15 protein-coding genes, 3 tRNA genes and 1 rRNA gene are annotated in these 21,568 nt (G+C 41.4%); 17 read left to right on the plus strand and 2 right to left on the minus strand.

The genetic code is table 11. The features are described from left to right. The 5 genes from G613_RS0108395 to G613_RS0108415 all read left to right on the plus strand — a co-directional run. Nucleotides 1-214, plus strand: a 23S ribosomal RNA gene (locus G613_RS0108395); the annotation flags it as partial. A 105-nt stretch (nt 215-319) separates the two neighbouring features. After that, a tRNA-Asn gene (locus tag G613_RS0108400) sits at nt 320-392 on the plus strand. 64 nt (nt 393-456) lie between these two features. Next, nucleotides 457-528: transfer RNA gene (locus tag G613_RS0108405), tRNA-Glu, on the plus strand. An 18-nt stretch (nt 529-546) separates the two neighbouring features. Continuing rightward, nucleotides 547-617, plus strand: a tRNA-Cys gene (locus G613_RS0108410). Nucleotides 618-774: 157 nt separating this feature from the next. Continuing rightward, nucleotides 775-1,683 (plus strand): S1 RNA-binding domain-containing protein, encoded by a 909-nt coding sequence (locus tag G613_RS0108415; RefSeq protein WP_029232244.1) that lies wholly within the window; start codon nt 775-777, stop codon nt 1,681-1,683. Nucleotides 1,684-1,777: 94 nt separating this feature from the next. Here G613_RS0108415 and gnpA read toward each other — a convergent pair whose 3' ends face one another. Together gnpA and G613_RS0108425 are read right to left on the minus strand one after the other, a co-directional pair. Next, on the minus strand, nt 1,778-3,940 hold the full coding sequence (gnpA, locus tag G613_RS0108420; RefSeq protein ID WP_029232245.1) for a 1,3-beta-galactosyl-N-acetylhexosamine phosphorylase: 2,163 nt from the start codon (nt 3,938-3,940) through the stop codon (nt 1,778-1,780). A gap of 18 nt (nt 3,941-3,958) precedes the next feature. Next, entirely contained in the window at nt 3,959-5,008 is a 1,050-nt protein-coding gene (locus tag G613_RS0108425) for a glycoside hydrolase family 88/105 protein (RefSeq protein ID WP_029232246.1), read from the minus strand. 176 nt (nt 5,009-5,184) lie between these two features. Between G613_RS0108425 and G613_RS0108430 the strand changes: the two genes are divergently transcribed. From G613_RS0108430 to G613_RS0108490, 12 genes are all read left to right on the plus strand, one after another. After that, nucleotides 5,185-6,147, plus strand: coding sequence for an AraC family transcriptional regulator (locus tag G613_RS0108430; RefSeq protein WP_029232247.1), 963 nt, complete (start codon nt 5,185-5,187; stop codon nt 6,145-6,147). Nucleotides 6,148-6,405: 258 nt separating this feature from the next. Next, nucleotides 6,406-7,353 (plus strand): ABC transporter permease, encoded by a 948-nt coding sequence (locus tag G613_RS0108435; RefSeq protein ID WP_029232248.1) that lies wholly within the window; start codon nt 6,406-6,408, stop codon nt 7,351-7,353. A 16-nt stretch (nt 7,354-7,369) separates the two neighbouring features. Further along, nucleotides 7,370-8,299, plus strand: a complete 930-nt coding sequence (locus G613_RS0108440) for a carbohydrate ABC transporter permease (RefSeq protein WP_081647825.1) — start codon at nt 7,370-7,372, stop codon at nt 8,297-8,299. A 102-nt stretch (nt 8,300-8,401) separates the two neighbouring features. Further along, a complete protein-coding gene (locus G613_RS0108445; RefSeq protein WP_029232250.1) occupies nt 8,402-10,147 on the plus strand; it encodes an extracellular solute-binding protein in 1,746 nt (581 codons plus the stop codon). A gap of 248 nt (nt 10,148-10,395) precedes the next feature. Next, nucleotides 10,396-11,154, plus strand: a complete 759-nt coding sequence (locus G613_RS0108450; protein ID WP_029232251.1) for an NAD-dependent protein deacylase — start codon at nt 10,396-10,398, stop codon at nt 11,152-11,154. Then, nucleotides 11,155-11,328 (plus strand): DUF951 domain-containing protein, encoded by a 174-nt coding sequence (locus G613_RS19055; RefSeq protein ID WP_081647826.1) that lies wholly within the window; start codon nt 11,155-11,157, stop codon nt 11,326-11,328. Nucleotides 11,329-11,437: 109 nt separating this feature from the next. After that, nucleotides 11,438-11,725, plus strand: a complete 288-nt coding sequence (gene rpsF, locus G613_RS0108465; RefSeq protein WP_026489981.1) for a 30S ribosomal protein S6 — start codon at nt 11,438-11,440, stop codon at nt 11,723-11,725. Between the two features lie 18 nt (nt 11,726-11,743). Then, on the plus strand, nt 11,744-12,199 hold the full coding sequence (locus tag G613_RS0108470; RefSeq protein ID WP_029232252.1) for a single-stranded DNA-binding protein: 456 nt from the start codon (nt 11,744-11,746) through the stop codon (nt 12,197-12,199). Between the two features lie 17 nt (nt 12,200-12,216). Then, the gene (rpsR, locus tag G613_RS0108475) at nt 12,217-12,480 is read left to right on the plus strand and encodes a 30S ribosomal protein S18 (RefSeq protein ID WP_013279647.1); all 264 of its coding nucleotides are present in this window, start codon (nt 12,217-12,219) and stop codon (nt 12,478-12,480) included. 263 nt (nt 12,481-12,743) lie between these two features. Then, nucleotides 12,744-13,904 (plus strand): YibE/F family protein, encoded by a 1,161-nt coding sequence (locus G613_RS0108480; RefSeq protein ID WP_029232253.1) that lies wholly within the window; start codon nt 12,744-12,746, stop codon nt 13,902-13,904. Nucleotides 13,905-13,970: 66 nt separating this feature from the next. After that, on the plus strand, nt 13,971-19,394 hold the full coding sequence (locus tag G613_RS18595) for a CehA/McbA family metallohydrolase (RefSeq protein WP_029232254.1): 5,424 nt from the start codon (nt 13,971-13,973) through the stop codon (nt 19,392-19,394). A gap of 119 nt (nt 19,395-19,513) precedes the next feature. Then, the gene (locus G613_RS0108490; RefSeq protein ID WP_029232255.1) at nt 19,514-21,565 is read left to right on the plus strand and encodes a DHH family phosphoesterase; all 2,052 of its coding nucleotides are present in this window, start codon (nt 19,514-19,516) and stop codon (nt 21,563-21,565) included. Nucleotides 21,566-21,568: the final 3 nt, after the last annotated feature.

Below are 21,568 nucleotides of genomic sequence, written 5' to 3' on the forward strand. Positions count from 1 at the left end.
TGTATCAGCTGCATCGCCAGATGCATAAGGCTGGGTAGCCACGTCCGGAAGGGATAAACGCTGAAGGCATCTAAGCGTGAAGCCCCCCTCAAGATGAGATATCCCTGGCTTGTCCAGTAAGACCCCTTAGAGAGTATGAGGTTAGATAGGCACAAGGTGTAAGCACGGTAACGTGTTCAGCTGATGTGTACTAATAGGTCGAGGGCTTATCCAAAAAGGTTAGGAACAAAAGAAGAGGTTAGGATTTAGATAATCAGTGTTCGGTTTTGAAGGTACAAGAAAGAGTACCATGCTTGGCATGGTATTTTTGTATCAATAATCCTCAATAGCTCAGTCGGTAGAGCATTCGGCTGTTAACCGAAGTGTCGTAGGTTCGAGTCCTACTTGGGGAGTTAAATCTATTGAAATTGATAGAGAAGTAAGATAGACTGTTACTATAGCGAAACGGTCGTATGCGGCTCCGTGGTCAAGCGGTCAAGACATCGCCCTTTCACGGCGGTAACACGAGTTCGATTCTCGTCGGAGTCATTTTTCTAAATTTAATATGGTGACATAGCCAAGTGGTAAGGCGTGGGTCTGCAACACCCTGATCGACGGTTCAAATCCGCCTGTCACCTCTAGAAAGCTTATGGAATACTCCATAGGCTTTTTTGTTGTATATAAGCAGAATCCTAAGTAGAGTGGACTATACTGTGATATAATCTTCATATATGAAGAAATGCACAAAATCAGATTTTGTGTCAGCATTATAAAATGTATGTTGGAGGAATTACTATGGCAGAAGAAACAATGAATGATTTCAAGGATGAAATTGACAGATCCTTTAGAAAAGTTAAGGAAGGGGATATCCTTGAAGGAACAGTAATAGATGTATCCGATACTGAAATCACACTGGATCTTAAGTACTATACCCAGGGTATTATCAAGGTAGAAGATATGAGTGATGATCCTAAGTTCTCTGTTCACAGAGATGTGAAAGTGGGAGACGAGATTTCAGCTACAGTTATCAGCACAGATGACGGTAATGGAAACATTCTTTTATCCAAGAAAGAAGCTAATCAGGTTTTGTCCTGGGATAAAATAAAAGAATTACAGAATTCAGATTCATACGTTGATGTAAAAGTATCAGAGGCCGTTAAGGCAGGATGCGTTGCATTCTTAGAAGGAATAAGAGGTTTTATACCGGCTTCTAAACTTGATCTTCAGTTTGTTGAAGAGGATCGTCTTGCAGATTATATAGGAAAGACTCTTAAGGTAAAGGTTATTACAGCTGATAAGGAAGCCAACAAGCTTGTTTTATCTGCCAGAGAGTATCTTAAGGAACAGGCAGATGCAAGAAGGGCAGAGATGATTTCCAATTTAGAAGTTGGGCTTGTTACAGAGGGAGTTGTTGAAAGTCTTCAGAACTATGGTGCTTTTGTTAATCTTGGAAATGGTATGACAGGTCTTGTTCATATCTCTCAGATCTGCAATCAGAGAATAGCACATCCTTCATCTGTTCTTAAGGTTGGACAGAAGGTTAAAGTTAAAGTAACTGCAATTAAAGATGGAAAACTTAGTCTTAGTATGAAAGCGCTTGAGGAGATTGCAGCAACTGAAATAACAGAAGAGAAGATTGAATACGAAAGTGATGGAGAGGCAACAACCTCCATGGCAGATCTTCTTAAAAAAGCAGGATTCTAAATAGAATAATTTAATACATAGAAAAGAGCGGTGATATAAAACATTTTGGGAGGAATCACCGCTCTTTTGCTATATTGGAATATAGGAAAATGAGTTAAAGCTGCTTGATTACTGTGTCAAAGGGTTCAATATCCTTGAAGGTCTGAATACCTGACTCAGTTTTAACGGATGTGCTCTGCTTGGTATCTGAGTTATTAATTACAACAAGCTTTTTAGAAGCTGCAAAGTAAGCACATTCTGTATTTGCATTGTCTGTTATGTAATTTGAATCCTGTGAAAGATCGGCAGCATATAACAGGATGTTAAGTAGGAGTCTGTTATTAATAGGAGTTGTTTCAAAGGTGGATAAGTAGATACCTTTTCCTTTGCCGAAGCTATTTACTGTAAATACCGGCTCACCTTCTTTATCAAGGATTACCTTGGCTTTTCCGTCAGTAAGATGAACGCTGCATCTCTTTGGAATATAGGCTCCTTCAGGAATTAAATGATCTATTGAAGTGAGATCATAGCTCCATTTTCCGTGGCAAACCTTGTCTACAGTATTCTTATCAACACCGAGGATATTTGCTAGTCTGAAGGCTGTATCGTAACCCTCGATAGCAGATGGCTCATTTACTCCAATAAAGGTACCGCCGTTGAATACCCATTTGGAGATTACTTCCTCGAGAGTCTGATTCTTCCAGTTATCACCGCCGCTCCATGCTGTTCCTGCGGCTCCGGCATTTATTATGATCTTGTACATGGAAAGATCTGTCTTAACAGCATCTTCAAAGCTGATGTAATCTACATCTACAGGAAGTCCTGAAAGAGCTTCGTTGATGTGGATGAGATCATTCATGTAGGTTTCATGGAAATGACCGCTTAAGGTCCAACTACGAAGCTTGCCCCAGCTGTGAAGAACTGCCACTTTAGCTCCGATTGTAACAGGAGAGCCCTTTGAGTGAAGATCTCTTATAGTTCTGAATTCATCTGATATCTTTGCGATATAGTCAACAAAATCAGGATAATTCTCAACTAAATGTAAATAGCCACCAAGACCGATTCTGTCAATTTTTGTACGAAGAAGAGCTCTTCTAGTGTGGTTCCAGTATTCTTTGGCGTCTCTTGTTGGATTTCCGCCAGGTGCAAAGGTTGGAAGTCCACCAAGACCTACCGGGAATAAATAAGGATGTAGTCTGATTTCGTGGGTTTCAATATCAGCACCGCCACAGAGACGAACCTCATAACCTGAGAAAACGCACTTAATAAGACCATCGAAATCAAAATCTTTAAATCTGCTGCTGTAGGGTTCTACGCCAACCCAGCTATCATCATAAAAGACATAAGCTTTTTTGCCATAGTTGTGGACTATATCAACAAGTTTGCGACCATAAGATACAACAAACGAATTAACAAAATCCATGTAGTCACGCTGCGTTTTAACAGGTGGCATATGAGTGACGTGAAAAGCTCCTTTATTTATAAAATCCTCAGCTGTAAGTTTATAGCCATATTTCTCGGCAAAAGAATCAAGCATTTTAGGACTTACAGTGAAATCGTAGGATCCCCAGTCTGTAAAAAGATTGCGATTTCTTTCACTGCTTCCCCAGATCCAAACAAAGTTATAGAACATTGATGTGAATCTTACTACTGTTGTAGCAGGATGAGCTTCGCACCAATCAGTGAGCCACTTTGCCATGTATTCCTGTGTCTCTGGATGAACAGGATCGATTGGCATAAGATGCTCTTTGTCCCAGTTATTTGTTGTATGGTTGTACATGGAAATTTCTTCCCATATACGATATGCAAGAAAGCTTACAGTGTATCTGTGCCAGGGAATAACGTTATTGACTGTTACGTTTCCTGCTTCCTTTTCATAGGTCCAGAAATTACTGCTGATCTCACGGCCTGTTGTGCGGTCGAAAACCTGCCAATACTTCATAGAATCAGCACTGTCATTTACCACAAACTGCTGATCAAAAAAGTCGTCTAAAAGATGAAAAGTAAGAAAACCATCGTCTGCAGTTTTGGGCTGAGTCATAAGGAATGTCTGCTGAAGCTTATCAGGATTTCTTTTTGCCCATTCGTTGTGATCTCTTATAATGCAGATGGTTGAATATATTCCGTAGCCTGAATTCAAGATTTCATCAGACAAAACAGTGCCATCGCTATCTCTGATCACATCGGCGCCCCATTTATCAGCGAGCTCAAGTGTTAATTTTTCATAGCCCGATTCACCAGGAAGTGTGAATCCCCCTTTGCTGTTCATAACTCCCATAAAAACCCCCAAGTTAAATTAAAGCGCCCCATCGCTTCTTATTTTGTCGTAATTGATGATTCCGGAAAGATAAGCAAGGGCAAGACCCTGTCCCCATCCCTGGATCCAATCTCTTGAAATGCCACGATAACCTTCTCTGTCCTTCATGACAGCTGTACCACCTGATACATTGAGAACTCTTCCGTCAGCAGAAACGTTGTCGAGGATTCCTTTTGTGGCTTTGTTAATATATTTGATGTGAAGAGGATTTCCTTTGTTGATCATAGCGGCAGCAATTCCGCAGCTTGCAGATACCTCTTCGTAGGATTCTTCATCGTCTAGAATTGTTCTGAAAAGACCATTCTCTGTCTGAAGTAACTTGATAGAAGCAAGCTGCTCGTTGAGAGAGCCAACAATATCAAGAAACTTGGGATATAAATAGCACTCAGGAAGGACTCTGCCAACTTCGGACATAGTGTATGCAGCCCACGCGTTAGCACGTCCCCAGAAAAATCCGGACATGTGATCACCGGTTATATTGTTATAACCATGATAGAAAAGACCTGTCGCAGGATCCTGAAGATACTTGATATGCCAGTAGTACTGATTCAGCGCATCATCAATGAGCTTTTCATCCTTAAGAAGAACCCCTGCTCTAAGTAAAAAGAATGCAGCCATAAAAAGTGTGTCAGCCCAGCACTGCTCAGGAAAATCGTTATTTACAGAAACCGTATGCTGAAGCACATTGTCACCAAATCTTAGAGCTTCATTTTCGAGATAGTCGATTTTGCTCTTAGCTATATCAAGATATTTTTCATCGTTTGTATATTCATATAGTGTAAGCATGGCGTGTCCCATGGCACAGGTGTTTACAGTCCATGATGGAAGCCCTAATTCTATATACTCATCAACTCGCTCTTTGAGCATTTCGATATATTCTTTTTTACCTGTTGCAAGATAAGCCTCGCAAACGCCGTAATATGCTACACCGCCCGGCCAGTCCCAGGTCAGATCCATGCGCATAGTACGCTTTACGATGGAATCAATTGCGTTTTCAACTTCTTTTTTGTCATAAGCTAAATTTGCCATGCTTTAATACTCCCAGATAACACCTTATATGGTGATTTTGAGCAAATTATAAAATTACATGGTCGAAATGTCTATTCAACTAAAATAAAATCCTTTGCAATTTCAACTATTTGACTTACTATTTTGGATTGGGTAAAATATACGCATTCGTGATAAATTTTTCGGGGGAAATTTTCATGGCCAAACCAAAAAAGACAGTTATAGAATATAGAAACTATGAGCTACCTTTGAACTTTCCGGTATTGCTTTTGACAGGGGATCGCTGGCATATTTCGGATGTTAAGTCAGGTAAGCTCCATTTCCATAATTGCCTTGAAATCGGCATTTGTCATTCAGACAGCGGAATTATCGAATTTGATAATACTCCCTATCCGTTCAGGGCTGGGGATATCACATTTATTTCCAGAAATGTTCCACATACTACCTATAGTAATAAGGGAGAAGCTAGTCTCTGGTCATATATTTTTATACAGCCTGACGAACTTCTAAAGGGCATGTATTCTGATTCTTCACCATATGCGGAAGTGTTTGCCGACATGCTGCAGAACTTCCAGCTTATTCTGAATAAGGAAGACTATCCTGAGATTTACTATCTTATTAGAACAACTATGGATGAATTACAGGAAAAGAGAATCAACTATCAGCTCTCTGTTAAGGGGCTTATGCTGTCTCTTTTTATGAAGGTTATGAGAATTTATTCAGAAAATAAGGGCAAGAAGCTGGATGATAAGGACGCTCACGAAAATGCTATAGTTATCTCCCCAGCCCTTGATTACATTAAGGAAAATTATATGATGAACTTTCCAATGGAAGAGCTGGCGGACATGTGCCATCTGAGCCAGACTCACTTCAGAAGAGTGTTCCACGAGATTATGAATACAAGCCCTCTGAATTACTTGAATACTACAAGAATACTGCAGTCATGTATTCTTTTACGTACAACAGAAGAGTCCATTCTGTCTATATCTGAGCAGGTTGGCTTTAGATCTGTATCAAGCTATAACAGGCATTTTTCAGAGATAATGGGTACACAGCCAAGTGAGTGGAGACATAAAATGGCAAGGGTGGATAACGCATCAATACTGGAATATACAGGCTGGATGCAGGCTCAGACTCTTACAGAGAGTAGAGACAGATAATCTGATACACAATTAATTGAAAGAGAGTCCCGGATGATCGGGGCTCTTTTTTGACCCCTGGATTAACGGATTGACGAAAACGTTTGAGTAGTAAATGTGCACAAAAAGATAAAGAAACTTTTAGCCAAAAGGGACATATGGCACTAAAAGATTTCGTTTAAATGGTTGTTTATGCAAAGTTTTTTTGACTAAGTGATTAGATATACTAACTAAATTATTTTAGGATTAGCTTATACAAGGGGAAGGGGCAACAAAGGTATGAAAAAACAAAACTCAAAAGGGGGAGTGGTGACTACCACGTCTTGGAAAAGCGCCTTAAAGAGGGACTGGCAGCTTTATCTACTTCTCTTAATTCCACTGATTTTAGTAATTGTTTTTAGTTACGGTGCGTATCCCGGACTTAGAATGGCATTCATGGATTATAAACCTGCCAAGGGATATGCCGGTAGTAAATGGGTTGGCTGGGCAACATTCCATAAGGTATTCAAGGATGCAGACTTTAGCCGAGCTCTTAGAAACTCAATTGTATTTAACTTGGCAGATCTTCTTGTGGGCTTCCCAATGCCTATTATCCTGGCTCTTATTCTTAACGAGCTTAGATATAAGAGATTCAAGAAGGTTTCACAGACAATTCTTTATCTGCCACACTTCTTATCATGGGCTATCATTGGTAGCGTAGCTCTTACAATGTTCAAGCCATCAAGCGGACTTGTAAATGTAGCCATGATGAATGCAGGAATCATTCAGGAAGGTATACCTTTCTTAAATGAGAAATGGCACTGGGCAGTAACTTATCTGCTTATCGGTGTTTGGCAGGGCATGGGATGGGGAACAATCCTTTATCTCGCAGCTATTACAGGTATTAGCGGTGAACTTTATGAGGCAGCCATGATCGATGGCGCTAACCGCTGGCAGAGAATGATCCACATCACACTTCCTGGTATCAGAAGTACAATCGTAACACTTCTTATCATGAACCTTGGACGTGTTATGGGAAGTAACCTTGAGAGACTTACAGCACTTGGTAATACTCAGGTCAAAGAGTTCCAGTATCAGCTTGCTGTTTACATCTATCAAAAAGGTATCAGTAATAACAAATTTAGTATGGCGACTGCAGTAGGTCTTTTCCAGTCAGCTATCGGTGTACTGCTGGTTCTTTTGTCGGATAGAATAGCCAAGAAGCTTGGCGAAGACGGTTTGCTTTGATTGGAGGGGACTTGAAATGGGAAAGAGTAAGACTGTAAGCGGCGAAGAGAGCTACTCCTCAGGTGGAGCCAATGCCGTTATCGGATTTAAGTTAAGTGATGCAATTATGATGCTTGTCATCATCTTGCTGTGTGCTACATGTGTACTTCCTTTTGTACATGTTGCAGCAAAGTCAATTTCAGGAAATACTGCAGTAATGTCACAGTCAGTATATTTCTGGCCGAAAGATATTACATTTGATGCATTTAGCAGAGTTTTTAAAGATGAGTCCATGACAAAGTCAATGTTCTTTTCAGCATGGATCACATTATTGTTCACACTGCTTGGTATGATTGTTTGTACCTGCGCGGCATATCCGCTTTCAAAAAAGAGACTTAAGGGTCGCCCGGTACTGACATTTTTGCTGATGGTTCCAATGTACTTTTCAGCAGGTATCATTCCTTCATACATTCTTTATTATCAGCTGCATATTTTGGATACATTTTGGGTACTTATCCTCCCGCTTATTTATTCACCTTATAATATGCTGATCATGAAGAACTATTTTACAAGTACTATTCCGGATAGTTTGGAGGAGTCAGCGTTCCTTGACGGAGCAACAAACTTCCAGATTCTCGGTAAGATTGTACTTCCATTGTCCAAGCCAATCCTGGCTACACTGTCACTTTTCTATGCAGTAGGACGTTGGAATTCATATGCTGATAACATGTATTTCACAAGATCTGCTGATCTTAAGATGATCCAGTACAAGCTTTATCAGCTGGTTGCATCAGCGACAGAGGCTCAGAATGCTTCATTGGCAGATACAGGTGGTGTTGCACAGTCTACACCTGAAGTACTTCAGGCGGCATGTATTATGTTCGTAACAGTACCAATTATTATCATCTATCCATTCCTTCAGAAGTATTTCGTACAGGGAACTATGATCGGAGCTGTTAAGGGTTAACGCATTTTTAGTGCAAAAAAGTGATATAATAATGTTTTTAAGTCGCTTAGGCGGCATAAAATAAAACCAATTTTCTTTATGGATAAAAGGAGGGTATGAATTATGAAGAAGAGTTTTCTTCAGAAGGTTCTTGCTACTGCATTGACAGGTGCTATGGTTGCAGGAACAATCGTTGGATGTGGTGACAACACAGCTGCTGATACAAGTGCTAACACAGATACACAGCAGACTACAGAGACACAGACATCTGAGACAACAGCAGAGGCTCCAGCTGCAGAGACTCCAGCTGAGACTGTTGCAGGTATTGATGGATGGACTCCATTTGACAACCAGGTTACACTTCGTGTTGCTGTTTACGACAGAGGCGATGCAGGTAACGGATGTTCAGATGTTGAGAACAACTACTGGACAAAGTGGGTTCAGGAGAACTTCGGTGACAAGTACAACATCAAGGTTGAGTATGTTGGTATCACACGTTCAGACGTTATGACTGACTATTCAATGCTTGCTTCAACAAACACACTTCCTACTCTTTGCATGGAGTACGACTATGATAAGCTCGCTACATGGGCAGCTGATGGATATCTTCAGCCTATCGACATCGAGCAGTTCAAGACAATAGCTCCTACATATTGGGGAAATATGGAAGCTAACGGCCTTACTGGCTACACAAAGTTTGGCGATGAAGACTACATGGTTCTTGGTATGAGACCATATGGTAACACAAACTATACATTCGTAACATGGTATCGTAAGGACTGGCTCAAGGATGCTGGCTATGATTCATATCCAGCAACATCTTCAGAGCTCCTTGAGGCATATGCTAAGATGAAGGAGAACGGACATGAGTATCTCCTTAGCGGATCTAAGGTAGCAGGCGCTGGTGCTGACCAGAACTATAGCTTCAGAGATTATCCACAGGATGAGACAACATGGTGCACAACAGGTGACTACCAGATTCCAGCTCTTTCAACAGAGGCTCAGAAGAGACTTCTTAAGTGGAACAACGAGCTTTACAACGAAGGCTACATTAACCCAGAATACTACCTCAGAGCTTCATCTGATGTAGAGGCTGACTTCATCAATGGCAAGGCATTTTCATGGAGCGGATATGTTTCATCTAACATGCAGGTTCTTCAGTCATTCTATGAGGCTAACCCAGATGCAGAGCTTGGTGTAGTTGTATGCGATGGCAAGTTCACACAGGATTCAACATGGGGCTCAAGCAATGCTTTCCGTCCTAACAACATCTTTGGTGCTATGATCGCATTTGCAAACAATGCAACAGAAGACGAAGTTAAGGCTGGTGAGATGTACCTTGAGTGGATGGCTCAGGATGAGAACCTCTTTACAATGCAGTGGGGTCTTGAAGGCGTAAACTTCAACTATGATGAGAATGGCAACCCTGTAGCAGTTGGCGATCAGACTGGTCTTGAAGAGCAGCAGGGTCACAACAACAACGTAGACTACTGGATGGTTGTTACAGCTTCTAAGTCATTTGGTGATATCGAGAAGGATATCGCAGCTATCAATCCTCAGGGACTTCCTCAGGACTTCTATGATGACCTTCTTGCTAACTACAAGGGTCAGCTCGCTCTTTACGAGGCTGGATATGCTAACGTTGACTGTCTGTTTGGTGGCTCACTTGAGTCTGTAACAGAGAACGGAACAGCTCTTAAGGAAGAAGTATATCCTGAGTACCGTGATCAGCTTGTAATGTGTGCTCCAGAAGAGTTTGATGCTCTTTATGATGAGCTTTCACAGAAGTATCTTGATGCAGGATATCAGGATGTTATCGACGAGAGACAGGAAATGTTTGACGCTGGTAACACAACAAAGCTTCAGTAATAACTGATTTGGAAAGTTGCAATAAATAATATGAAAGAGGTCAGATGCTAGCGTGTCTGACCTCTTTTTTATGTAATAGGAATTTGCTCCGCAAATCCTATCACATAAAAAGCGCTCCGCTATGGATGCACACTCGCGCGATAGGAATATGTTGCATAAATGCAACCGCGCTCGGCGCGAGAATGTCGCAAGCGACATTCTTTTTGTGTTAAAATATATATGCTGTATTTATTGAGAAAGGGGGTTATATGTCAGAACAGATTCAGAAATTTAAAGAGATGATTGATGCCTGTGACAATATAGTCTTTTTTGGCGGTGCAGGCGTTTCTACGGAGAGTGGTATTCCTGATTTCAGAAGCAAAGATGGATTATACAACCAGCACGATGTCAGGTTTGATAAATATCAGCCGGAATATCTTTTGAGCCATAGCTGCCTTGTCTTTGAACCACAGGTATATTATGAGTTCCACAGACAGAAGATGGACACCAGGAATATTCAGCCAAACGATGCGCATAAATATCTTGCAGCTCTTGAAAAAATGGGGAAGCTTAAGGGAATTGTTACGCAGAATATCGATGGCTTACATCAGAAGGCTGGAAGTGAAGTTGTTTATGAGATTCACGGAAGTGCACTCAGAAACTACTGTATGAGCTGTGGAAAAGAGTATCCTGAGGACTATATTTTTGAGTCTGAAGAGCCTATTCCAAGGTGTAGCTGTGGTGGAATGATCCGCCCTGATATTACGTTATATGAAGAGGGACTTCCGGAAGATCAGGTTGATGGGGCAACCAGAGCTCTTTCCAAAGCACAGATGCTTATAATAGGAGGAACTTCACTTACAGTATATCCGGCGGCGTCCTTTATTAACTACTTCAGAGGAAAATATCTGGTTGTGATCAATGAGAGCGAGATACCTGTAAGGGGAGCAGAGAACACCTTGATCATCAGGGAAAAGATTGGTAAGGTATTCCGAGAACTTGCAGCATTACAGGGGATAGAACTATAAATGGATATTCAGGTAGGGAATATTATTAAATTAAAGAAACAACATCCTTGCGGCAACTATGAATGGGAGGTTCTCAGAGTGGGGGCAGACTTTAGGCTTAAGTGTATGGGGTGCGGTCATCAGATTATGGTTCCAAGAAAAAGTGTTGAAAAAAATATCAAGGGAATCAGATGAAAAAATGCTTGCATTATTGGCATTATTATGATAACATACCATTCTGTGATAAATTCCTTGCTACATTACTGAAAAATGTAGCCAGAGACCAAAAGGAGGTAACAATAGCATGAACAAATACGAATTAGCCGTTGTTGTTAGTGCAAAGATCGAAGACGATGCCAGAACAGCAGTCATCGAGAAGGTTAAGAAGACTATCGAGAAGCATGGTGGTCAGATTACTAACGTAGATGATTGGGGTAAGAAGAAGCTCGCTTATGAGATCGAGAAAATGACAGAAGGCTTCTACTACTTCATCCAGTTCGATGCTGAGGGTACAACACCTGCAGAGATCGAGTCACGTATGCGTATTATGGATGGCGTCATCAGATATTTATGCGTTAAGAACGAGGCTTAAATAGAAGAGGACGAAAATATGAACAAAGTTATACTTATGGGTCGTCTTACAAAAGACCCCGACGTTAGATATTCACAGGGAGAGACAGCTAGCTGCGTAGCAAGATACACACTCGCAGTTGACAGAAGATTCGCCAGAAGAGATAGCCAGGATGCTCAGACAGCTGATTTCATCGGCATTGTAGCATTTGGTAAGAGCGGCGAGTTTGCTGAGAAGTATTTCAGAAAAGGCACCAAAGTTATCGTAACGGGACGTATCCAGACTGGTTCTTATACCAACAAGGATGGCGTTAAAGTATACACAACTGATGTAGTTGCAGAAGACCAGGAGTTTGCTGAGTCCAAGAATTCATCTGCTACAAGCGGTGGAAACTTCGCATCAAGTATGCCAGCAAGTGAGCCTGCACCTTCAGCAGCTGGGGATGGCTTCATGAACATTCCTGATGGAATTGACGAGGAGCTTCCTTTTAACTAATTTAGGAGGTAATTACAATGGCTTTTACTAAGTCTGATAAGTCCGATGCTCCTATGAGGAGAAAGGGCGGAATGCACAGAAGAAAGAAAGTTTGCGTTTTCTGTGGCAAGGATAATGTAATCGATTACAAGGATACAGCTAAGCTTAAGAAGTTCGTTTCAGAGAGCGGCAAGATTCTTCCTAGAAGAATCACAGGTAACTGCGCTAAGCACCAGAGAGAGCTTACATCAGCAGTTAAGAGAGCAAGACATCTTGCACTTATGCCTTACGTAGCTGAGTAATCTACATAAGATAAGATATTAAGCACTTCTTGGAAGAAATTCCAAGAAGTGTTTTTTATTTGCGGATGCTTTAACACTTTAAATTGATTTTTGACACATGTGACACTATTGCACAAGGTTATCCCAAAATAATTGTTAATTTTATCTTAATTATTTGTGTAGATTTAATGAATTTAATCTGCTAGAATTAAAAACGCACCCTAAAAAATAAAGTTTAGGTGTGCGTTTTTGTTGGGCGTTTTTTAGAGGAGCTATTGTCAAAAATGGGGAACAGTCGGGGGACAAGGACTCTTAATTCTAAATGGGACACAAAACGCATTGCTGCCATTATTATCCTGGTGGCAATTTTTGTCGTGTCAGTATTTCTAATTCGCTTCGGACTTGTTGAGAAGACCGAAGCTACCAGTACTACTTCTCATTATGCAAGAGCGAGAGTTGTTGCAGTCATAACTGATAATACGCAGGCAGATGAATCCACAGAAGGGATACTTAGGGGATCCCAGGAAGTTATTGTTATGATTACTTCCGGACCTTTCAAGGACAAACAGTATCAGACCTCCAATTATCTGAGTACGCTGTTTAATGTTGACGCGCAGCTTGGAACCAAGGTAATAGTTCGACTTGATCCTCAGGGGGAGGGTTATAGCGCCTTTATCTATAGTTATGACAGGACAAGGATCTTACTGGTACTGTTTGCGGTATTTGCATTATCTCTTATTATAATAGGAAGAGGTAAGGGCACCATGGCACTTGTATCCCTTATCTTTACCATGATTTCTATTGGGTGGATATTGTTTCCACTTATTGAGTATGGCTTCCCGGCTATACTTGCTACTATTCTTATTGTCTTTTATACTACGGTATTCACATTCGTTCTTATTGATGGAATCAATAAAAAAACTATCAGCGGGGCACTTGGAACTCTTGCGGGAGTTGTAATTGCCAGTGCTTTTGCGGCAATCGCCGGTTATGTTTCTCATATTTCAGGATTTCAGACGAATGAGGCTGAAGAATTATTGTTGATCGGTACAGACCATGGGATGAAAATCAAAGGTCTTTTTACAGCGGGTATTCTGATCGCATCTCTTGGAGCAGTTATGGACGTTGCAATGAGTATTGCTTCTGCCGTACATGAGCTTCACGAGGTCAACGGTGAGATGACAGCTATGGAGCTATTTCGTTCAGGTATGAATATTGGACGTGATGCTATGGGAACCATGGCTAACACCCTGATCCTTGCGTTTGCAGGATCATCCTTTACACTTCTCTTACTTATTTATTATTACAACATCGGATTTACGCAGCTTATCAACACTGATATGGTTGCCAGAGAAGTGATTCAGGGGCTGGCGGGCAGCATTGGCATTGTACTGACAGTACCGATTGTGGCTTTTCTCTCCGCCACAATAGAAAAAAGAAGCTGAGAGAGGCGAGGACGCTACTGATAATAATTATCAGATAGTAGAAAAAGTATTGAAAGGTGGGAGCGTATGAAGAACAGAAAGCGTATACTGGCGCTGATCCTTACTGGATTTTTGTCAGTAACAACAGCATTTCAGTCAACAAGCGCTGTAGCATTTGCTACAGAAGGAACTGAAATTGCGACAGAAGCTGCCAGCGTCGAGGCATCATCTGAGACTTCAGTTGTTACAACTGATGCAAGCGATGAAGCTTCTACAGAGGCATCAGTTGAAGAGACTGATGAAGCTTCAAAAGAGGATTCAATTGAGAAGACTCCTGAAGTAACAGACAATGCTTCTGATGGCGAAGTTAAGACAGAGCCTGCTAAGGAAGAAGAAAAGGTTGAAGAGACTACAGGGGAAGCAGAGGCTGAAGTAGTTATCTCTACAATCAAGGAAGTAAAAGAGAAGGCTTCCGGCGAGTTTACTGTAAAGGGCGTTGTTGTTTATGCAAACGGCAAGAATGTCTATATACAGGATGAGACCGGTGCAATCTGCTTGTATTTTACTGACAAGCCAAGTGTTGCAGTAGGAAATCTTCTCACTGCAAAAGGAACATATCAGGACTACAACGGACTTCTTGAGCTGTCAGGAGCTACACTTGTAGAAAATGATACAACAAATACCAAAGATTACGGCTTTACAACATTTGACAGCGGTGAGATTGCTACACTTGTAGCTAATCATGACGACTATGAGTGCCAGAGAGTTATTCTCAAGAATGTTACAGTTGGTTCAAAGGCTGATATTGGTAAGGGTAAGGTTACTCTTACAAGCGGATCATCAAGCATTCTTGTTTACGACAAGAGCAATGTGACCAAAGCTTTTGGAGAGCTTGAGGAAGGTACTACAGTTAATGTTACAGCTGTTGTAAGTGACTATAAGGGCATACAGGTAATTCTTTATTCTGACGATTCCCACAATATGGTTGAAGTTGTAAAACCAGAGGAACCAGAACCAACAGAGGCAGAGGTTGACGATTCAGTTACAATGAACGTTGCTTCTTTTGCTGGAACAGATGTATCTGCATTTAAGGATGACCTTGTAATCTATGCTGATGGAACAGTTGCCAACGATGGTGCAAACAAGGATCACGAAGTTACTGCTTTCAAGGGCGGTAACCAGAAAGCTCCTGTTTACTCATACAAGAATGGTGACAACAATATAAGCATCATCGGATCAACAGGAATGAAGTCCGGTGATTACTATCAGATTACTGTTTCAGGCAAGGGCTATGGCCTTTACAAGCTCTCTTTTGACATGAGGGGATCTAATACAGGCGCCAAGAACTGGGCAGTTTCCTATAGTACAGATGGCGAGAACTTTACCGCAATCGGCGATAAGGTTGCACTGGAAGGCACAAGCTGGAAGGATGATAATACCTTTGAAGTTCCTGCTGATGTAAAACATGTTGATAAGATTATCTTCAGAGTTGGTCCTGCAGATGATACTTCTATTAACGGCAAGACTGTCGCAACAGGCGGTGTTAACAGATTTACAGATATTAAGGTTACAGGTAGCCCTGTAGAAGCTTCGGACATCACTTCTTCTGTAAATGTTGAGCCTGCAGCTGGCGAGATTCCATATAACACAACTCTTTCCATGAACTGCAAGACAAAAGAGTCAACAATTTACTACTCAGTAAATGGCAGCGAATTTGCAGTTTATGATGATTCAAACAAGCCAGTACTTACACAGGATATGTTTGTAACTGCTTCTGAGCTTGATGTTACCAAGAAGGCTGTTGTAACAGTATATGCAACATGTGAAGGCAGAAGCGACAGTGTTAAGAAGGACTTTGTTTATACACAGGCACAGGTTGGAACTGTTAAGGCAAGCCCTAACGGCGGTGCTATCAGACTTTCAAATGCGATCACTCTTAAGACAGCAACAGAAGGTGCTGAGATTCTTTACTCACTTGATAAGGGTGAGACATGGACTGTTTATACAGAACCATTCAAGCTTACAGAGCTTCCTGCTTCTGTAATGGCAAAGGCTACTCTTGATGGATATTCAGAGAGCCCTGTAGCTACATTTGATTACACACTGAGAGTTAACGAAGAATACAATATCTATTTTGGTCAGCTCCATTCACACACCGCATATTCAGATGGTGCAGGAACAGCTGATGAGGCATTTAACCACGCTGCCAACGAAGTTGAGAACCTTGACTTCCTTGCAGTAACAGATCACTCAAACTCATATGATAACGACACATCAGTTACAATCGCTGATGGTTCTGCTTCTTCAGAGTGGGTTGAGGGACATGAACTTGCAGATAAGTACACAACAGAAGATTTCGTAGGTCTTTTCGGATACGAGATGACATGGTCAGGTGGAGCACCTGGTCACATGAATACCTTCAATACTAATGGTTTCATGAGCCGTAACATGCCTGGTTATGAGAGCAAGTCAAGAACAGCTCTTCAGAACTACTATGCTCAGCTTGTTAACACACCTGAGTCACTTTCAATGTTCAACCACCCAGGAACAACCTTCGGTGATTTCTATGACTTTGCTTACTATTCAAAGGCAAACGATCAGCAGATCACACTTATCGAGGTTGGTAACGGTGAAGGTGCAATCGGAAGTTCAGGATACTTCCCTTCATATGAGTATTACACAAGAGCACTTGATAAAGGCTGGCATGTGGCTCCTGCTAACAACCAGGACAACCACAAGGGTAGATGGGGAGATGCAAATACAGGTAGAACTGTAATCCTTGCAGATTCTCTTACTCGTGAGAATATCTATGATGCTATCCGCAACATGCGTGTATATGCAACAGAGGATAATGACCTTAAGATTTACTACACATTGAATGGTTACGAAATGGGAACTGTTCTTGATGAGGTTCCTTCAAATGTTAACATCAAGGTTAAGACTTCAGACCCTACAGATTCAAGTGTTATGACTGTAGAAGTTGTTGCTAATGGCGGCTATGTTGTAGCAAGCCAGAGAGTTGAAGAATCTGCTGCTGAAGTATCATTTGATCTGTATCCTGAAAAGAATTACTACTACATCAGAGTTACACAGGCAGACGGTAACATCGCTGTTACAGCTCCTGTATGGATTTCAAGCGTTGAGGCTGTTGGAATCAGCTCACTTTCTACAGAAACAGCTCTTCCTGTTGCAGGTGAAGAACTTACACTCAATGCATCATTCTTTAACAATGAGCCAAGTGACTTTGACGTAAAGGGTATCGTTTATACAGCAAATGGTGAAGTTATCCATGTGACAGATGTTACAGGTGACAAGGCTGTACTTAAGGCACAGAGCGAGCTTACAGATTCTTTCACATATCTGTGTGACAAGGCCGGCAAGCAGACCATCCAGGTTGAACTTATCGGATACCTCAACGGATTAGAAAAACACTATACATCTTCACTTGATCTTGTATATGTTTCAGATGATATGGTTACACATGTTGTTGTAGATGGTTCTCACCTCAACGACTATGTAACAGGTTATTACGGCGGAAACGTTGGAAACTTTGCAGATATCGCAGCAAGCGATTATGTAAAGGTTGATGTTGTTAAGGATCAGATCACAGCTGAGACACTTGCAAATGCAACTGTATTCGTAGTATCTGCTCCTAACAAGAACACCAAGTATGGTGAAGTTAAGCATTTTGAAGATTCATTTATTGAACTTGTAAAAGAGTATGTTGCAGGCGGCGGAAACCTTATTGTTTGCGGTCTTGCAGATTACCAGGATACAGCTGACGGACAGTCTTCAACTGAAATCAATAAGCTTCTTGAGGCAGTTGGTGCTACAACAAGAATCAACTCCGATGAGGTTGTTGATAATGATAACAATGGCGGACAGGAGTACAGACTCTATCCTGCAGGCTTTAACAGAAACTGCTACCTTGTAAAGGGTGTAACAGATACTCAGAAGTACAGTGCTTACAGCGGATGCTCAGTTCTTGTTGATGAAGCGGCAGTAGCAGCAGGTAAGGCTGAGGTAGTTGTAACAGGCTTCGACACAACATATACCAAGGATTGCAAGCAGTTTGATGCTTACTACAAGGAAGTTCCTAAGGGAAGCGTTGTATTTGCAGCAAGAGAAGAACTTTCTTCAGGAAGTGAAGTACTTGTAACAGGCACAGTATTCCTTTCAAACTTCGAAGTTAAGTCTGAGCTTGACTACGGCGGACAGGAGTACTACGCAAACCGTAACATCCTTCTTAACTACCTTTCAAATAACAGAAAGGATATTAAGGTTAGCACAATCGCTGAGATGAGAAAGGGCGAGCCTGGAGACATCTTTACAGTAGAAGGTTATGTAACAGCCGGAACAGCAGTAGAAGGAAATAAGTTCTTCGATACTATTTATGTTCAGGATGAGACAGCCGGAACAACAGTATTCCCTATCGCTGATGCGGGAATCGAAATCGGAACAAAGGTTAGACTTACTGGTTTCGTTGATGGATATCAGGGCGATAAGGAAATCCAGATCTACAACTACAAGGTTCTTGATGCAGAGCACAAGGTAATTGAGCCTGCAAAGGTAACAACTAAGCAGGCAGCTGATTACGATGCACTTGGCGGTTCACTTCTTAAGGTAGAAGGTAAGGTTACAAAGGTTGTAACTAACACATCAGGCGTTGACTACTTCTATGTAGTTGATGAGTCAGGCGTAGAGGCAAGAGTATTCATTGATGGTTATATCCTTGCTTCAGACGGAAATGATACAGTTAACGATGATGTTAAGGTAGGAAATACAATTAGTGCAGTTGGCCTTTCTTACTATAATCCTGACGGAGCTTGCCTGAGAGTTCGTGATAGAGCTGAGATTGAGCTTGTTGCAGCTCAGGAAGAAGTTAAGGCTACACTTGTAACAAAGTGGGGAGTAACCTATCTTGTTACAGAGGATGGCGAAAAGCTTACAGGTTTCCATACAGTTGACGGTAAGGACTATTACTTCAACGAAAAGGGTGCCATGGTTAAGAGTAACTGGGTAACAGAAGACGGCAAGAAGTACTATGTGCTTGCTGATGGTACAGTTGCTAAGGATAGAGTAGTTAACAAGTGGGGAACTGAGTACTCATTTGATGCAGATGGAGTTCTTCAGACTGGCTTCTTTGACCGTGATGGCAATACTTACTATGCAAAGTCTAACGGTGCTATAGTTAAGCAGAACTGGGTAAAAGAAGATGGCAAGACCTACTATGCACTTAAGGATGGTAACCTTGCTAAGAATACTATAGTTACAAAGTGGGGAACAAAGTATATCTTTGATGAGAACGGAGTTCTTCAGACTGGCTTCTTTACCTTTAACGGATCAAGATATTATACCAAGGAAAATGGTGCTGTTCTTACCAACTCATGGGTAACAGTTGATGGTGAAAAGTACTACTGCAAGGGCGATGGAACACTTGCAATTTCAGAGACAATCACAAAGTGGGGCGCTAAGTACTCATTTGATGAGGAAGGTCATCTGATCAAGTAATTAACTAACGAAATAAGTGAAGTTTACAAACTCCGTGATAGAAGTTTCTATCACGGAGTTTTGTGCTATACTATAGTAAGTGATAACATGTCCAAATTTTTGGGGAAGAGGACTTTATAATGCCTAACAAGAACAGAGTTAAGTTAAAGGGGAAGCTTAAGACATATCTTCGTGTCTTTACATATCTTGGAATACTACTGATTCTGATTAATATAGCTGTGTTTACAGTGGATTTTACAGCAGGTCTTATTTTGCTGGCTTTCACCGGGCTATATTTCGTGGTCATTCTCTATGTGAATTTCTACAATAAGCCTCTCATAATGAATGAACTGGTTAGCTTTGCTACCGAATATGGACAGATTCAGAAAAAGCTTTTAAGAGAGCTTGATCTTGCTCATGCAGTTTTGGATGACACCGGCAAAGTGGTTTGGACCAACTCTGCATTTGAGAGAATAGTCCATGTGGAACGCGGTTACAGGAAATCTATCACAACTCTTTTCCCAAATATTACTCCGGACAAGTTCCCGGAAGGTTATGAGGAACTTTCCTACGAGCTGGAATACGAGAATAGCAATTATACTATGAAGATTAAGAGAATCTCTCTTCATGAGATGGCTGTTAACAGTGATATTATTGATGCTCAGGAATATCAGGGCAGCCTTATTGCTGTGTATCTTTTCGATGAGACAGCTCTTAGACTTGCAATTGAAGAGGTTGATAACCAGTCTTTGGCAGCAGGCCTTATTTACCTTGATAACTATGAGGAAGCTCTTGATAGCGTAGAGGAAGTTAGAAGATCCCTTTTGACAGCGCTTATAGATAGAAAGATCAACAAGTACATTGCCTCCTGCAATGGTATTGCCAAGAAGATTGAGAAGGATAAGTACTTTGTTGTAATGCCCAAGAAGTCCTGTGAGATGCTTAGAGAGCAGCGTTTTGATCTTCTTGAGGATGTTAAGACAGTTAATATCGGTAACGAGATGGCGGTTACCTTAAGTATAGGTATCGGACTTGACGGCCTTTCTTATGCTCAGAATTATGAGTTTGCCAGAAACGCCATTGATCTTGCTCTTGGCCGAGGCGGTGATCAGGCCGTTGTTAAGAGCAATGATAATATTTCTTATTATGGCGGTAAGAGCCAGCAGATTGAAAAGAGTACAAGAGTTAAGGCCAGAGTTAAGGCTCACGCCCTTAGAGAGATTATTTCCGGTAAGGATACTGTAATTGTAATGGGTCACAGAATCGGCGATGTAGACAGCTTTGGCTCTTCAGTTGGTATCTATAGGATTGCCAAGACTTTGGATAGGAAGTGCCACATTGTTCTTAATGATGTAACAACTTCTATGCAGCCATTGGTAGATCTTTTCAAGAATAATCCTGATTACGAAGAGGATATGATCATATCCAATCAGCAGGCCATTGATATGGCAGGCAGCAATACAGTTCTTGTAGTAGTGGATGTTAATAAGCCAAGCATCACAGAGTGTCCGGAACTTCTTCGTTTCTGTAAGACAATCGTGGTCCTTGATCACCACAGAGCAGGAACAGAGGTTATTGAGAATGCTACACTTTCATATGTAGAGCCTTATGCGTCATCTGCATGTGAGATGGTTTCAGAGATTCTTCAGTATATTGGTGAAAACGTCAAGATCAAGAATGAAGAGGCTGACAGCTTGTATTCAGGAATGATCGTTGATACCAATAACTTTATGAATAAAACCGGTGTCCGTACATTCGAGGCCGCAGCATTTCTTAGAAGAAACGGTGCAGATGTTACACGTGTGCGTAAGCTCTTTAGAGAAGATGCTCTTGAATACAAGGCTAAGGCTGATGTAGTAAGTCAGGCCCAGGTTTATAAGGGCAAGTTCGCTATATCTGTTCTCAAAAATGACGAGCTTCAGAGTCCTACAATTATCGGAGCCCAGGCAGCTAACGAGCTTCTAAATATTAAGGGAGTTCGCGCAAGCTTTATCTGTACTGAGTATCAGAATCAGGTTTACGTAAGTGCCAGATCAATCGATGAAGTCAATGTACAGATTATCATGGAGAAGCTTGGCGGCGGTGGACATATGAGCAGCGCCGGATGTCAGATTGAGAATGTTAATGCACAGCAGGCTATAGAAATAGTCAAGCAGACACTGGATAAAATGATGGAAGAAGGAGAATTATAATAA

This window comes from Butyrivibrio sp. VCB2006 (genome assembly GCF_000420945.1).
GTDB lineage: Bacteria > Bacillota > Clostridia > Lachnospirales > Lachnospiraceae > Butyrivibrio.

Coding starts and splice junctions, on each gene's coding strand:
- G613_RS0108415 (WP_029232244.1), top strand. CDS start 775: ATGGCAGAAGAAACAATGAATGATTTCAAGGATGAAATTGACAGATCC.
- gnpA (WP_029232245.1), bottom strand. CDS start 3,940: ATGGGAGTTATGAACAGCAAAGGGGGATTCACACTTCCTGGTGAATCG.
- G613_RS0108425 (WP_029232246.1), bottom strand. CDS start 5,008: ATGGCAAATTTAGCTTATGACAAAAAAGAAGTTGAAAACGCAATTGAT.
- G613_RS0108430 (WP_029232247.1), top strand. CDS start 5,185: ATGGCCAAACCAAAAAAGACAGTTATAGAATATAGAAACTATGAGCTA.
- G613_RS0108435 (WP_029232248.1), top strand. CDS start 6,406: ATGAAAAAACAAAACTCAAAAGGGGGAGTGGTGACTACCACGTCTTGG.
- G613_RS0108440 (WP_081647825.1), top strand. CDS start 7,370: ATGGGAAAGAGTAAGACTGTAAGCGGCGAAGAGAGCTACTCCTCAGGT.
- G613_RS0108445 (WP_029232250.1), top strand. CDS start 8,402: ATGAAGAAGAGTTTTCTTCAGAAGGTTCTTGCTACTGCATTGACAGGT.
- G613_RS0108450 (WP_029232251.1), top strand. CDS start 10,396: ATGTCAGAACAGATTCAGAAATTTAAAGAGATGATTGATGCCTGTGAC.
- G613_RS19055 (WP_081647826.1), top strand. CDS start 11,155: ATGGATATTCAGGTAGGGAATATTATTAAATTAAAGAAACAACATCCT.
- rpsF (WP_026489981.1), top strand. CDS start 11,438: ATGAACAAATACGAATTAGCCGTTGTTGTTAGTGCAAAGATCGAAGAC.
- G613_RS0108470 (WP_029232252.1), top strand. CDS start 11,744: ATGAACAAAGTTATACTTATGGGTCGTCTTACAAAAGACCCCGACGTT.
- rpsR (WP_013279647.1), top strand. CDS start 12,217: ATGGCTTTTACTAAGTCTGATAAGTCCGATGCTCCTATGAGGAGAAAG.
- G613_RS0108480 (WP_029232253.1), top strand. CDS start 12,744: ATGGGGAACAGTCGGGGGACAAGGACTCTTAATTCTAAATGGGACACA.
- G613_RS18595 (WP_029232254.1), top strand. CDS start 13,971: ATGAAGAACAGAAAGCGTATACTGGCGCTGATCCTTACTGGATTTTTG.
- G613_RS0108490 (WP_029232255.1), top strand. CDS start 19,514: ATGCCTAACAAGAACAGAGTTAAGTTAAAGGGGAAGCTTAAGACATAT.